We start from the raw sequence: 12972 nt of genomic DNA on the forward strand, positions 1-12972 counted from the left end.
TGGTGCTCGGGGCAATCACTGCGTGCTTTCCTGTAGGAGCGAGCCTGCTCGCGAAAAACGCCAAGACACTGCGTTTATCCAAGAAGCCAACGTTATCGTTGACGTCCTTCGCGAGCGAGCTCGCTCCTACAGTTTGCGAACGGTGAAGCCGCTTGGGGGTTAATCCCCAAGCATAGTTCTTACTTGATGGTCAGGGCTTCCAGTTTGCCGCTGTTGCCATACACATAAATCATGTCACCCACCACCAGCGGTCGGGCACGCAGGCCGTCGCTGTCGATGCGCTCGCGTCCGACGAAGCGACCGTCCACCTGGCTCAGCAGGTGCAGGTAGCCTTCCAGGTCGCCGACAGCCACGTAGCTGGAGAACACTTCCGGAGCCGACAGTTGACGACGAGCCAGCGAATCGTTGGTCCACAAGGCTGTGGTGGTACGTTCGTCGACGCCTTCAACGGTGCCCGACGACAGGCTCACGTAGACGCTGCCAAAACCCTGGGCGACACCGGCATAGCTGGAAGCATCACGCTGCCAGAGCTGACGACCGCTTTCCAGGTCCAGTGCCGCAACGCGACCCTGGTAGCTGGCCACGTACAGCGTACCGCCGGACAGCAGCAAGCCGCCGTCGATGTCGACCACACGCTCCAGCTCCGAACGACCCTGTGGAATGGCAACGCGTTGTTCCCAGACCGGCACGCCGTTGGAGATGTCCAAAGCCACCACTTTACCGGTCGACAGGCCAGCCACCGCGAGGCGGTTGGTCACGATCGGAGCACTGGTACCGCGAAGGGTCAGGACCGCCGGAGTGCTGTCATACAACCAGCGCTGGTTGCCGGTGGCAGCATCCAGGCCGATCAGACGATCATCCTGAGTCTGAACCACCACCACATCACCATTGCTGGCAGGCGGTGCGAGGACTTCGCTGGACACGCGAGCGCGCCATTTCTCTTCACCGCTGCTGGCATCCAGGGCAACGATTTCGCCCTTGAGCGTACCGATCATGACCAACCCGTAACCCACGCCAACGGCGCCGGAAACTGGCAGCTCAAGATCTTTTTCCCATTTGACGTCGCCATTGCTGCGATCCATCGACATCACCACACCGGTGACGTCGGCGGCATAGATGGTGTCGCCATCGATCGCCGGGACCAGCATGTTATAGGTTTCGCCCTGACCGTCACCGATCGAACGACTCCACTGCTTCTGCAGAACCACTTCTTCTTTGAAGTCGGTCAACTCGGCCGGTGGCAATTCCTTTTTGCTGTTGCTGCTGCAACCCGCGGCCAAAATGGCCAGGGCCAGCAATGCTGCATGTTTCCAACGGATCACGTCACGCATCCCCTTTGGCCAGGTCGTCCAGCTTGATTTGTAGGCCACCTACTGCCGCTTCGTCCGACAGTGCCGCCTTGGCTTTTTGATACGCCGTGTTTGCTTCATCGGTACGACCCAGTTTCACCAGCAGGTCGCCCTTGAGCTCTTCGCGGGTGGCCAGGAATGCAGTGTCAGCGTCGCCTTCGAGCAGTTTCAGGGCTTCATCAGCCTTGTCCTGCGCGCCCAGAACCTGCGCCAGGCGCTGACGGGCGATTTCGCCCAGTGCCGGGTTGGCCGGTTTGGCAATGATCGCCTTGAGTTCAGTGGCTGCGTCATCCAGCTTGCCGCTGTCGACTGCGACCTTGGCCACGAACAGGCTGCCGTACTGCGCGTACGCGGTGCCGCCGAACTCGCTGTTGAGCTTGCCGGCCAGGTCCGAAACACGCGCGGCATCAGGCTTGCCGTCAGGGGTCAGCGTGGTTTCGAGCAATTGCTGATAGAGAATCGAGGCACTTTGTGCCTGATTGCCCTGATACTTCTGAAAGGCCTGCCAGCCGAACACGATGACCAGCGCCAACAGGCCGCCAGTAACCAGGGGCTTGCCGTTGCGTGTCCACCAATCCTTCAAATCCGCCAGGTTTTCGTCTTCGGTACTCGACACCCCAATACTCCTTAATCGCTAAATCGGCTGTTTATGACAGCTTCAACCCTGCACAACGCAGGTGGCCAGGTGTGCAGCAAGCGCATCCCAGGCAATGCTTTGTTGTTCGCCCTGGCCACGCAGGGGTTTGAAACCTACCACTTGCTGGGCCATTTCGTCGTCGCCGAGGATCAGCGCATACAACGCACCGCTCTTGTCGGCTTTCTTGAACTGGCTTTTGAAGCTGCCGGCGCCGGCATTGACTTGCAGGCGCAGGTTAGGCAATTGATCACGCACTCGCTCGGCCAGGGTCAGCCCGGCCAATTCGGCGGCTTCGCCGAACGCGCAGAGGTAGACGTCGACCTGACGGGAAATCTCGGCCGGGATCTGCTCCAGGGTTTCCAGCAGCAGCACCAGGCGCTCGATGCCCATGGCGAAACCCACGCCGGCAGTCGGCTTGCCGCCCATCTGCTCGACCAGGCCATCGTAACGACCACCGGCACACACGGTGCCTTGGGCGCCGAGCTTGTCGGTGACCCATTCGAAAACGGTCTTGCTGTAGTAATCCAGCCCGCGAACCAGCTTCGGGTTGATCACATAAGGAATACCGGCAGCATCCAGGCGAGCCTTGAGGCCCTCGAAGTGCACGCGGGACTCCTCGTCGAGGTAGTCGGCCATCTTCGGCGCATCGACCAGCACGGCTTGAGTGTCGGCGTTCTTGGTGTCCAGCACGCGCAACGGGTTGGTCTTCAGACGGCGTTGGCTGTCTTCGTCCAGCTGGTCCAGGCGCGCCGAAAGATACTCGACCAGCGCCTCGCGGTAACGACCACGAGACTCGGCGGTGCCCAGGCTATTGAGTTCAAGCTTGACCGCGTCACGAATCCCCAGCTCGCCCCACAGGCGCCAGGTCAGCACGATCAGCTCGGCGTCGATGTCCGGCCCGTCGAGGTTGAACACTTCGACACCGATCTGGTGGAACTGGCGATAACGGCCTTTCTGCGGGCGCTCGTGGCGGAACATCGGGCCGATGTACCAGAGTTTCTGCACCTGGCCACCACCGGTGATACCGTGCTCCAGCACCGCACGCACGCAGGCCGCCGTACCTTCGGGGCGCAGGGTCAGGGAGTCGCCGTTGCGGTCGTCGAAGGTGTACATCTCTTTTTCGACGATGTCGGTCACTTCGCCGATGGAACGCTTGAACAGCTCGGTGAATTCGACGATCGGCATGCGGATCTGCTTGTAACCGTAGTTATCCAGCAGGCGCGAGACGGTGCCTTCGAAATGACGCCACAGGGGAGTCTGTTCGGGCAGGATGTCGTTCATGCCACGTATGGCTTGCAGAGACTTGCTCACTATAAATCCTTAAATTCGTTCGGCTCTTCAGTCGGCTCAGCCGCGCGCGATAACCGCTGCGTCAGCTTCGACCTTCTCGGCCGCTTTCTGGCGGATCAAGCGTTCAAGCTCATCCACCAGATTGTCATTCGTCAGTTTCTGCGACGGCTTGCCGTCGATGTAAATCAGGTTCGGTGTACCGCCGGTCAAGCCGATATGGGCTTCCTTGGCTTCACCGGGGCCGTTGACCACACAACCGATTACCGCGACATCCAGCGGCACCAGCAGGTCTTCAAGGCGCCCTTCCAGCTCGTTCATGGTCTTGACCACGTCGAAGTTCTGCCGCGAGCAGCTCGGGCAGGCGATGAAGTTGATGCCCCGTGAACGCAAGTGCAGGGATTTGAGAATGTCGTAACCGACTTTCACTTCCTCGACCGGATCAGCCGCCAACGAGATGCGAATAGTATCGCCAATCCCTTCGGCGAGCAGCATACCGAGGCCCACGGCGGATTTCACCGTGCCTGAACGCAAACCACCGGCTTCGGTGATGCCCAGGTGCAACGGCTGGACGATTTCCTTGGCCAGCAAACGGTAGGCTTCGACGGCCATGAACACGTCGGAGGCCTTCACGCTGACCTTGAAGTCCTGGAAATTCAGGCGCTCCAGGTGCTCGACGTGGCGCAGGGCGGATTCGACCAGCGCAGCCGGCGTTGGCTCGCCGTACTTTTTCTGCAGGTCTTTTTCCAGGGAACCGGCGTTGACCCCGATGCGAATCGGAATCCCGCGATCACGGGCGGCATCGACCACCGCACGTACGCGGTCTTCGCGACCGATGTTGCCAGGATTGATGCGCAGGCAGTCAACACCCAGCTCAGCGACACGCAAAGCGATTTTGTAGTCGAAGTGGATGTCGGCAACCAGCGGCACCTTGACCAGCTGCTTGATCTTGCCAAACGCCTCGGCAGCGTCCATGTCCGGTACGGAAATGCGCACGATGTCGACGCCCGCCGCTTCCAGACGATTGATCTGGGCCACGGTGGCCGCGACGTCGTTGGTATCGCTGTTGGTCATGCTCTGCACAGCGATAGGGGCATCGCCGCCCACGGGCACATTACCGACCCAGATCTTGCGCGATTCGCGACGTTTGATTGGAGATTCGCCGTGCATGACTTATTGACCCAACTTCAGGCGAGCAGTCTCGCCACTGGTGAACGGAGCGACATCAACCACCTGCCCGTTATAGCTGACCTGCGCGCCACGGGCGTAGCCCAGACGCACGGCAAAGGGTGGCTTGCCGCTGACGGAAACATTTTCGCCTTTACGCTTGAGACCACTCAACAGCACCTTGCCGGTGCCATCGGAAACTTGTGTCCAGCAATCGGCGGTGAATTGCAATGAAACCTGGCCTTGGCCGGCCACTGCCGTAGTCGGTGCAACGGCAGCAACACTTGGCGCAACCGGAGCAGTCACCACCGGCGCTGGCACGGCAGGAACGGCAGGAGCAGGAGTCGCCGGGGTCGCAGCGGCCGGCGCAGTATTTGGCACAGGCACGGACGGTGAGGTCTGTGTATTCGGTGCAGCGCCTGGGGCAATCGCTTCATCTTGCGCCGCAGTGTTGGTCTGCGGCAGTGCCAGCGAGGTTGCGCCCTCGGCCTGACCTTCCACGACGGCCTGGTCTTCCGGCTCGTCCAGCGGATGGATCTGCGTGGTGCCATCGGCACCTTCGACTTCGACGTGCTCCGGGCTCAAGGTGGTCAGGTCCTTGGCACGCTGGGAGGTTTGATCCTGCCACCAGAAGAAACCACCGCCGATCACGGCAACCAGCAGCAACAGGCTGACGATTCGCAAAATGGTGTGGGAAACCCGCACCGGCTCTTCGATACGGCCCAGGCTGTGCACATTGCTGCCCTGGGAATCGGTGCCGGTGGATTGGTCGAATTGCTGGACGAGGGCGGTCTGGTCCATGCCGAGCAACTTGGCATAGGCACGGATATAACCACGCGCAAAGGTATGCCCCGGCAGCTTGTCGAATGCGCCGGCCTCAAGATTGGTCAGGGAGTTGACGGTGAGGTTGAGCTTGAGCGCCACTTCAGCCAGCGACCAGCCATTGCTTTCGCGGGCCTGGCGCAAGGTTTCACCGGGGTTAACGCGATTCGCTGCTACAACTTCGGGATGCGCCGCTTTCATCATTGCTCCGACAGGTATTGCTGATATTCCGGCGTACCGGGATAGAGTCGTTTTAGTTGCAGGCCATAACTGGCAGCCTTGTCGCGATCTTCAAACACTTTTGCCAGACGAATGCCGAGCAATAGACTACGTGCATTTTGTTCGGTGAGCAGGCTAAAACGATCGTAATAGTCACGCGCGGGCACATAATGCCTGTCTTCGTACGACAACTCAGCCATTTCCAGCAAAGCGCGTGGCTGTTGACGATTCAAGCGCAGGGCTTTTTCCAGTTGCTGCAGCGCCAGGTCACGCTCTCCAAGCTTCGCAGCGGTCATGCCCAGGTTCTCGAACACTCGCGAGCGCTCAGGATACAGGGAGTCGGAAGCGGCCTGTTCGAAGCGTTCGTAGGCTTCCTTGTAACGCTTCTCTTCGTAGAGAAAACTGCCGTAGTTGTTCAGGATTCGCGCGTCGTTGGGGCGCGAAGACAGTGCCTTGCGAAAATGCTCGTCGGCCAGTTCCGGCTCCATCTCGGCCTGGAACACCAGGCCCAGTGCAGCATTGGCGTCAGGATCCGAACTGTTCAGGTCCAGGGCCTTCTTCAACGGCACCTTCGCGCGCTCCGTCATACCCTGCTGCAGATACCCCAGCCCCAGCTGTACATAGGCAGCACGCGCTTCGTCGCGGCCCTTGCTGGTCTTCATCGGGTTGTAGTCACCCGACAGGACACAACCAGCACACAGGCTGGCCATCAGCAATAGCAGCGCAAAGCGCAGGGACATAGAGATCCTCTCTTACTTTATTTCGCGGCGTTCTGTGCGATATCGTTTTCGGCGCTCAACTCGCGCACGGCGATATAACGTTCGCTGCGACGGGTGCGATCCAGCACCTGCCCTACCAATTGGCCACACGCGGCATCGATGTCTTCACCGCGGGTGGTGCGTACGGTGACATTGAAGCCGGCATGGTGAAGCTGATCCTGAAAACGGCGAATCGCATTGTTGCTCGGGCGTTCGTAGCCGGAATGCGGGAACGGGTTGAACGGAATCAGGTTGATCTTGCACGGGATATTCTTGAGCAGCTCGATCATCTCGACCGCGTGCTCGACCTTGTCGTTGATGTCCTTGAGCAAGGTGTACTCGATGGTCAGCACGCGCTTTTCGCCCAGGGACGACATGTAGCGCTGGCACGACTCAAGCAGCATCTTAAGTGGATACTTCTTGTTGATCGGCACCAATTGATTACGCAATGCGTCATTGGGTGCGTGCAGGGACAACGCCAGGGACACGTCGATGTGCTTGGACAGCTCATCGATCATCGGCACCACGCCCGAAGTGGACAGGGTCACGCGGCGCTTGGAGATCCCGTAGCCCAGGTCATCCATCATCAGATGCATGGCGGCCACGACGTTGTCGAAGTTCAGCAGCGGCTCACCCATGCCCATCATCACCACGTTGGTGATGGCACGGTCGGCGGTCGCCGGGATGCTGCCAAACGATTTATTGGCAATCCACACCTGGCCGATGACTTCGGCGGCGGTGAGGTTGCTGTTGAAACCTTGCTTGCCGGTGGAGCAGAAGCTGCAATCCAGGGCACAGCCTGCCTGGGACGAAACGCACAGAGTGCCGCGCTTGCCCTGGGGAATGTAGACGGTCTCGACGCAGCTGCCGGACGCCACGCGCACGACCCATTTACGGGTACCGTCGGTGGAAATGTCCTCGCTGACGACTTCAGGACCGCGAACTTCGGCAATAACCTTGAGCTTGTCGCGCAAGGCCTTGCTGACGTTCGTCATGGCGTCGAAATCATCGACGCCAAGGTGGTGAATCCATTTCATTACCTGACCGGCACGGAAACGCTTCTCCCCGATCGAGTCGAAGAATTTTTCCATTTCCTGTTGAGTCAGACCCAGCAGGTTGGTTTTTACAGTCGATGTAGTCATGGATTCACCTTCACTCTTAAGCCAATGCTTAGCGAGTGGTTACTTCAGTAGCTGCGAAGAAGTACGAGATTTCGCGAGCAGCAGCGGCTTCGGAGTCCGAACCGTGTACAGCGTTGGCGTCGATCGAATCAGCGAAGTCAGCACGGATGGTGCCGGCAGCAGCTTCTTTAGGGTTGGTAGCGCCCATCAGCTCACGGTTCAGAGCGATAGCGTTTTCGCCTTCCAGAACCTGGACAACAACCGGGCCGGAGATCATGAAAGCAACCAGGTCGCCGAAGAAACCACGAGCGCTGTGCTCAGCGTAGAAGCCTTCAGCTTCGGCTTTGGACAGTTGCTTCAGTTTCGAAGCTACAACGCGCAGGCCGGCTTTTTCGAAACGAGTGGTGATCTCGCCGATGACGTTTTTTGCAACAGCGTCAGGCTTGATGATGGAGAAAGTACGTTGAACAGCCATGGTGTAACTCCAGAAACGATAATTTGTGAAAAATTAAACCCGCGAATTATACGCGGGTTCTTTGGTATTGCCTAACCTGCGAGGACGATCAGTCGGCTTCTTCGATCCAAAGTGCCTGAACCGCTTCCAACACTTTCTCGCCACAGCGGCCAGAGGTGTTGTCGAAATCGGGAAGTTCCATGATCCATCGCTGCAGGTCTACGAAATTGACAGAAATTGGATCGACATCCGGCTTGGATTCGGCCAGTTCTTCTGCAATGCGCTGAACATCATTCCAACCATAACTCATGACAGTAGTACCAATCAGTGCGGCGCTTCGGCAGCGTGGTTGAGCGAATACTTCGGAATCTCGACGGTGATGTCTTCTTCACCAACGATAGCCTGGCACGCCAGGCGCGATTGCGCTTCCAGACCCCAGGCGCGATCGAGGAAGTCTTCCTCCAGCTCGTCAGCCTCTTCCATCGAGTCAAAACCCTCGCGGATGATGCAGTGGCAGGTCGTGCAGGCACAGACGCCGCCGCAGGCGTTTTCCATCTCGATGTGGTGCTCGTGCGCCAGATCCAGGATGGAAGTACCCGGCTCAGCCTCGACCACCATGCCCTCCGGGCAAAATTTGTCGTGGGGCAGAAAAATGACCTGCGGCATCAGATATCCTCGATTTCATTCAGATTGCGCCCCGACAGAGCGGCTTTCACCGTCAAATCCATACGGCGGGCAGCAAAGGCATCGGTCACTTGCGACAGACGCTTGGTCTGCTGCTCGATGGCGTAACCATCGGTACCTTTCATCAGTTCGGTCAGTTCCTGAACCTGCATGTCGATGACCATGCGCTCTTCGGCGTCGAGCAGGCGCTCGCCATCGACCTCAAGGGCCGCCTGCACCGCCTCGATCAGGCGCTGGGCGTCGACCTGCTGCTCGCGCAGTACGCGGGCCACCTTGTCGTCATTGGCATGCTGGAACGAATCCTTGAGCATCTTGGCGATTTCGCCGTCGGTCAGGCCGTAGGACGGCTTGACCTGGATGCTGGCTTCCACGCCCGAACCCAATTCACGGGCCGAAACGCTGAGCAGGCCGTCAGCATCGACCTGGAAGGTCACGCGAATTTTCGCCGCACCCGCCACCATGGCCGGAATGCCGCGCAGCTCGAAGCGCGCCAGGGAACGGCAGTCGCTGATCAGCTCGCGCTCACCCTGCAGCACATGGATCGCCATGGCCGACTGGCCATCTTTGTAGGTGGTGAAGTCCTGGGCACGGGCAACGGGGATGGTGGTGTTACGCGGAATCACCTTCTCCATCAGGCCGCCCATGGTTTCCAGGCCCAGGGACAACGGAATCACGTCCAGCAGCAGCAACTCGCCGCCATCGCGCTTGTTGCCCGCCAGGGTATCGGCCTGGATCGCGGCACCGATGGCCACCACTTGATCCGGGTCGATTTCAGTCAGGGGCTGACGACCAAAGGCTTCGGCCACTGCTTCGCGAACTCGCGGCACACGAGTCGAACCGCCGACCATGACCACTGCGTGCACTTCTTCAAGCTCGATACCCGAGTCGCGCACCGCCCGGCGACAGGCTTTCAGGCTGCGAGCGACCAACGGCTCGATCAGCGCATTGAAGGCTTCACGGCTCAGTTCGGCTTTCCAGTCGCCATAGGTCACTTCAACCGATGCCGCATTGGTCAGCGCTTCCTTGGCCGCGCACGCGGTTTGCAGCAGGCTGCGTTGCGCACCCGGGTCGAGATCGGCAGACAAACCGGCGCTCTCGATGATCCAGCCGGCAATCGCGTGATCGAAGTCATCGCCGCCCAGGGCGCTGTCGCCACCGGTGGCCAGCACTTCAAACACACCGCCGGTGAGGCGCAGAATCGAAATATCGAAGGTGCCGCCGCCCAGGTCATAAATGGCGACCAGGCCTTCGGCATGCTGATCCAGACCGTAGGCCACCGCAGCCGCCGTCGGCTCATTGAGCAGGCGCAGCACGTTAAGGCCGGCCAGCTTGGCCGCATCCTTGGTGGCCTGGCGCTGGGCATCATCGAAATAGGCAGGAACGGTAATCACCGCGCCGACCAGCTCGCCACCCAGGGCCGCTTCAGCGCGCTCGCGCAACACCTTGAGGATATCGGCAGAGACTTCAACCGGGCTTTTCGGCCCCTGGATCGTCTCGATGAACGGCATGTGCGACTCGCCACCGACAAAGCGGTAAGGCAGTTGGTCGCCCAGCTGCTTGACGTCGGACAGACCACGACCCATCAAGCGCTTGACCGACAGCACGGTGTTCAGGGGATCGGTGGCGGCAGCCAGCTTGGCCGACTCGCCCACTTCGACGCGGTCGGCGTGGTAGCGCACGGCGGACGGCAGGATGACCTGCCCGCCAGCATCGGCCAGGGGCTCGGAAAGACCACTGCGCAACGCAGCGACCAGCGAATTGGTAGTGCCCAAGTCGATCCCCACAGCCAGACGACGCTGGTGCGGTTGAGGACTTTGGCCGGGTTCGGCGATCTGCAGTAGGGCCATCGTTATCAGGACTTATCTGTATATCAGGCGTGCGACCGGAGCGGCACTGGGTTAATCGTCGAGGCGCTCTTCTAACTGGCGCACTTCGTAGGTGAGCTTGTCGAGAAACTGCATGCGTCGCATCAGGCGTTCGGCCTGATCACGGTGCGCTGCATCATCCCAACAGGCTGCGAAGCTTTGGTTCAGTTCATCCTGGGCGAGCTTCAGGCGGCGCTTGAACGCTGCAACACCGTCCATATCGGACAGGTCTTCGAGCTCTTCACGCAGCTCCATCTGCTGCAGGAGGAATTCCGGATCATGCACCGTGACCTCCAACGGCAACTCGCGACCACCCATGGCGAGCAGGTATCGCGCGCGCTTCGGGGGGTTCTTGAGCGTCTGGTAGGCCTCGTTGAGGCTCGCGGATTGCTCCAGCGCCAGCCGCTGCTCGCGCTCGGAAGCGTCTGCAAAACGGTCCGGATGAACGCCGCGCGCCAACTCACGGTAGCGCGTGGCCAGCTGGTCGAGGTCCAGGTTGAAACTCGGCTGCAGCTCAAATAAAGCGAAATGACAAGGAGTACCCACGATCAGCCTCAGATATTGAAGCTTTCGCCGCAGCCACATTCACCGCGCACGTTGGGGTTGTTGAACTTGAAGCCTTCGTTCAACCCTTCCTTGACGAAGTCGAGCTCGGTGCCGTCCAGGTAGGACAGGCTCTTGGGGTCGATGATCACTTTCTCGCCGTGACTCTCGAACACCTGGTCCTCTGCAACCACCTCGTCGACAAACTCCAGCACGTAGGCAAGGCCGGAACAGCCCGTGGTGCGAACACCCAGACGAATCCCCTCACCTTTGCCGCGCCCGTCAAGGGAGCGTCGCACGTGTCGAGCAGCCGCTTCTGTCATGCTGATAGCCATCGTTGACTCCTTACTCGTCGCCCAATGCTTAGATCAAGCCTTTCTTCTGCTTGTAGTCGCGAACGGCCGCCTTGATGGCGTCTTCAGCGAGCACGGAGCAGTGAATTTTTACCGGTGGCAGCGCCAGCTCTTCAGCCAGCTGAGTGTTCTTGATGGTCTCTGCTTCATCCAGAGTCTTGCCTTTCATCCACTCGGTCGCCAGGGAGCTGGAGGCGATCGCCGAACCGCAACCGTAGGTCTTGAACTTGGCGTCTTCGATGATGCCTTGCTCGTTGACCTTGATCTGCAGGCGCATCACGTCGCCGCACGCCGGAGCGCCGACCATGCCGGTGCCGACATCAGGGTCTTCCGCGTCCATCTTGCCGACGTTGCGCGGGTTCTCGTAGTGGTCGATGACCTTTTCGCTGTAAGCCATGATTCTCAATCCTCACTCATCAGAGAGTCGCTCTTGAGCCCTGCTGCCCGAAGGTTGGCAGGGCCGGTTTGCGGCGACTTGAAATCAGTGTGCCGCCCACTCGATTTTCGAAATGTCGACACCGTCTTTGTACATGTCCCACAGCGGCGACAAGGTGCGCAGCTTGGTAACGGCCTCGCAGACTTTCTGCGCGGCGTAGTCGATTTCTTCTTCGGTGGTGAAACGACCGAAGGTGAAGCGAATCGAGCTGTGTGCCAGTTCGTCGTTGCGGCCCAGGGCGCGCAGTACGTACGAAGGCTCAAGGGATGCCGAGGTGCAGGCCGAACCGGACGAAACCGCCAGGTCCTTGAGCGCCATGATCAGCGACTCGCCTTCGACGTAGTTGAAGCTCAGGTTCAGGTTGTGCGGTACGCGGGCGGTCATGCTGCCGTTGACGTACAGCTCTTCCAGGCCTTCGACCTGTTTGAAGAAGCGGTCGCTCAGGGCTTTGATGCGCACGTTTTCGGCAGCCATGTCTTCCTTGGCTACGCGGAAGGCTTCACCCATGCCGACGATCTGGTGGGTCGCCAGGGTGCCGGAGCGCATGCCACGTTCGTGACCGCCGCCGTGCATGGTCGCTTCGATGCGCACACGCGGCTTGCGGCTGACGTACAGCGCGCCGATGCCTTTAGGGCCATAGGTCTTGTGCGCCGAGAACGACATCATGTCGACTTTGAGCTTCTGCAGGTCGATCTCGACCTTGCCAGTGGACTGAGCCGCGTCAACGTGGAACAGGATGCCCTTCGAACGCAGCAGTTCGCCGATGGCTTCGATGTCGTTGATGGTGCCGATTTCGTTGTTCACGTGCATGGCCGACACCAGGATGGTGTCGTCGCGCAGCGCTGCTTCAATCATGGCCGGCGTTACCAGACCGTCAGTCTGAGGCTCGAGATAGGTCACTTCGAAACCTTCACGCTCCAGTTGGCGCATGGTGTCGAGGACAGCCTTGTGCTCAATCTTGGTGGTGATCAGGTGCTTGCCCTTGGTCGCATAGAAATGCGCCGCGCCCTTGATTGCCAGGTTGTTGGACTCGGTGGCACCGGAGGTCCAGACGATTTCACGTGGGTCGGCATTCACCAGGTCGGCAACCTGACGGCGAGCGTTTTCGACCGACTCTTCGGCTTTCCAGCCAAACACGTGGGAACGGGACGCCGGGTTACCGAAGTTTCCGTCGACCAGCAGGCATTCACTCATCTTTTGCGCTACACGCGGATCAACCGGGGTGGTCGCAGAGTAATCAAGGTAAATCGGCAATTTCATGGACTATCTCCTAAATC

The 12972-nt window shown here is 59.7% G+C and carries 15 protein-coding genes; all 15 read right to left on the reverse strand.

What is annotated here, in order from left to right:
- Positions 1 to 179 precede the first annotated feature (179 nt).
- The gene (gene bamB / locus AAEZ05_RS22425; protein ID WP_045057728.1) at positions 180 to 1331 is read right to left on the reverse strand and encodes an outer membrane protein assembly factor BamB; all 1152 of its coding nucleotides are present in this window, start codon (positions 1329 to 1331) and stop codon (positions 180 to 182) included.
- Entirely contained in the window at positions 1324 to 1965 is a 642-nt protein-coding gene (locus AAEZ05_RS22430; protein ID WP_045057727.1) for a tetratricopeptide repeat protein, read from the reverse strand. Before AAEZ05_RS22430 ends, bamB begins: the two co-directional genes overlap by 8 nt.
- Positions 1966 to 2007: 42 nt before the next feature.
- Positions 2008 to 3297, reverse strand: a complete 1290-nt coding sequence (gene hisS, locus AAEZ05_RS22435) for a histidine--tRNA ligase (protein ID WP_045057726.1) — start codon at positions 3295 to 3297, stop codon at positions 2008 to 2010.
- A 36-nt stretch (positions 3298 to 3333) separates the two neighbouring features.
- Positions 3334 to 4443 (reverse strand): flavodoxin-dependent (E)-4-hydroxy-3-methylbut-2-enyl-diphosphate synthase, encoded by a 1110-nt coding sequence (gene ispG / locus AAEZ05_RS22440; protein WP_045057725.1) that lies wholly within the window; start codon positions 4441 to 4443, stop codon positions 3334 to 3336.
- A 3-nt stretch (positions 4444 to 4446) separates the two neighbouring features.
- A complete protein-coding gene (locus AAEZ05_RS22445) occupies positions 4447 to 5463 on the reverse strand; it encodes a RodZ domain-containing protein (protein WP_350648932.1) in 1017 nt (338 codons plus the stop codon).
- Positions 5463 to 6221, reverse strand: a complete 759-nt coding sequence (gene pilW, locus AAEZ05_RS22450; RefSeq protein ID WP_045057723.1) for a type IV pilus biogenesis/stability protein PilW — start codon at positions 6219 to 6221, stop codon at positions 5463 to 5465. The genes AAEZ05_RS22445 and pilW overlap by 1 nt, the downstream gene beginning before the upstream one ends.
- A gap of 17 nt (positions 6222 to 6238) precedes the next feature.
- The gene (gene rlmN, locus AAEZ05_RS22455; RefSeq protein ID WP_045057722.1) at positions 6239 to 7381 is read right to left on the reverse strand and encodes a dual-specificity RNA methyltransferase RlmN; all 1143 of its coding nucleotides are present in this window, start codon (positions 7379 to 7381) and stop codon (positions 6239 to 6241) included.
- A gap of 28 nt (positions 7382 to 7409) precedes the next feature.
- Complete coding sequence (gene ndk, locus AAEZ05_RS22460; RefSeq protein ID WP_007916882.1) at positions 7410 to 7835, reverse strand: nucleoside-diphosphate kinase; 426 nt, start codon at positions 7833 to 7835, stop codon at positions 7410 to 7412.
- A gap of 88 nt (positions 7836 to 7923) precedes the next feature.
- Positions 7924 to 8124 (reverse strand): Fe-S cluster assembly protein IscX, encoded by a 201-nt coding sequence (gene iscX / locus AAEZ05_RS22465; protein ID WP_045057721.1) that lies wholly within the window; start codon positions 8122 to 8124, stop codon positions 7924 to 7926.
- 14 nt (positions 8125 to 8138) lie between these two features.
- Positions 8139 to 8480 carry an ISC system 2Fe-2S type ferredoxin gene (gene fdx / locus AAEZ05_RS22470; RefSeq protein WP_045057720.1) on the reverse strand — a complete coding sequence of 114 codons (342 nt, stop codon included), beginning with the start codon at positions 8478 to 8480 and terminating at the stop codon, positions 8139 to 8141.
- Positions 8480 to 10345, reverse strand: a complete 1866-nt coding sequence (hscA, locus tag AAEZ05_RS22475) for a Fe-S protein assembly chaperone HscA (RefSeq protein WP_045057719.1) — start codon at positions 10343 to 10345, stop codon at positions 8480 to 8482. The genes fdx and hscA overlap by 1 nt, the downstream gene beginning before the upstream one ends.
- Positions 10346 to 10396: 51 nt before the next feature.
- Positions 10397 to 10909 (reverse strand): co-chaperone HscB, encoded by a 513-nt coding sequence (gene hscB / locus AAEZ05_RS22480; protein WP_045057718.1) that lies wholly within the window; start codon positions 10907 to 10909, stop codon positions 10397 to 10399.
- Between the two features lie 8 nt (positions 10910 to 10917).
- On the reverse strand, positions 10918 to 11241 hold the full coding sequence (iscA, locus tag AAEZ05_RS22485) for an iron-sulfur cluster assembly protein IscA (RefSeq protein WP_028620147.1): 324 nt from the start codon (positions 11239 to 11241) through the stop codon (positions 10918 to 10920).
- 28 nt (positions 11242 to 11269) lie between these two features.
- Positions 11270 to 11656: a Fe-S cluster assembly scaffold IscU gene (iscU, locus tag AAEZ05_RS22490; protein WP_003443374.1), complete on the reverse strand. Its 387-nt coding sequence runs from the start codon at positions 11654 to 11656 to the stop codon at positions 11270 to 11272.
- Positions 11657 to 11740: 84 nt separating this feature from the next.
- Positions 11741 to 12955, reverse strand: coding sequence for an IscS subfamily cysteine desulfurase (locus AAEZ05_RS22495; RefSeq protein WP_045057717.1), 1215 nt, complete (start codon positions 12953 to 12955; stop codon positions 11741 to 11743).
- Positions 12956 to 12972 lie beyond the last annotated feature (17 nt).

Source organism: Pseudomonas sp. HY13-MNA-CIBAN-0226 (assembly GCF_040310305.1).
In the GTDB taxonomy this organism is placed as follows: domain Bacteria; phylum Pseudomonadota; class Gammaproteobacteria; order Pseudomonadales; family Pseudomonadaceae; genus Aquipseudomonas; species Aquipseudomonas gregormendelii.

Excerpts from the sequence above, each read along its gene's own strand:
- bamB (WP_045057728.1), bottom strand. The coding sequence starts at position 1,331 with ATGCGTGACGTGATCCGTTGGAAACATGCAGCATTGCTGGCCCTGGCC.
- ispG (WP_045057725.1), bottom strand. The coding sequence starts at position 4,443 with ATGCACGGCGAATCTCCAATCAAACGTCGCGAATCGCGCAAGATCTGG.
- AAEZ05_RS22445 (WP_350648932.1), bottom strand. The coding sequence starts at position 5,463 with ATGAAAGCGGCGCATCCCGAAGTTGTAGCAGCGAATCGCGTTAACCCC.
- pilW (WP_045057723.1), bottom strand. The coding sequence starts at position 6,221 with ATGTCCCTGCGCTTTGCGCTGCTATTGCTGATGGCCAGCCTGTGTGCT.
- rlmN (WP_045057722.1), bottom strand. The coding sequence starts at position 7,381 with ATGACTACATCGACTGTAAAAACCAACCTGCTGGGTCTGACTCAACAG.
- ndk (WP_007916882.1), bottom strand. The coding sequence starts at position 7,835 with ATGGCTGTTCAACGTACTTTCTCCATCATCAAGCCTGACGCTGTTGCA.
- iscX (WP_045057721.1), bottom strand. The coding sequence starts at position 8,124 with ATGAGTTATGGTTGGAATGATGTTCAGCGCATTGCAGAAGAACTGGCC.
- fdx (WP_045057720.1), bottom strand. The coding sequence starts at position 8,480 with ATGCCGCAGGTCATTTTTCTGCCCCACGACAAATTTTGCCCGGAGGGC.
- hscA (WP_045057719.1), bottom strand. The coding sequence starts at position 10,345 with ATGGCCCTACTGCAGATCGCCGAACCCGGCCAAAGTCCTCAACCGCAC.
- iscA (WP_028620147.1), bottom strand. The coding sequence starts at position 11,241 with ATGGCTATCAGCATGACAGAAGCGGCTGCTCGACACGTGCGACGCTCC.
- iscU (WP_003443374.1), bottom strand. The coding sequence starts at position 11,656 with ATGGCTTACAGCGAAAAGGTCATCGACCACTACGAGAACCCGCGCAAC.
- AAEZ05_RS22495 (WP_045057717.1), bottom strand. The coding sequence starts at position 12,955 with ATGAAATTGCCGATTTACCTTGATTACTCTGCGACCACCCCGGTTGAT.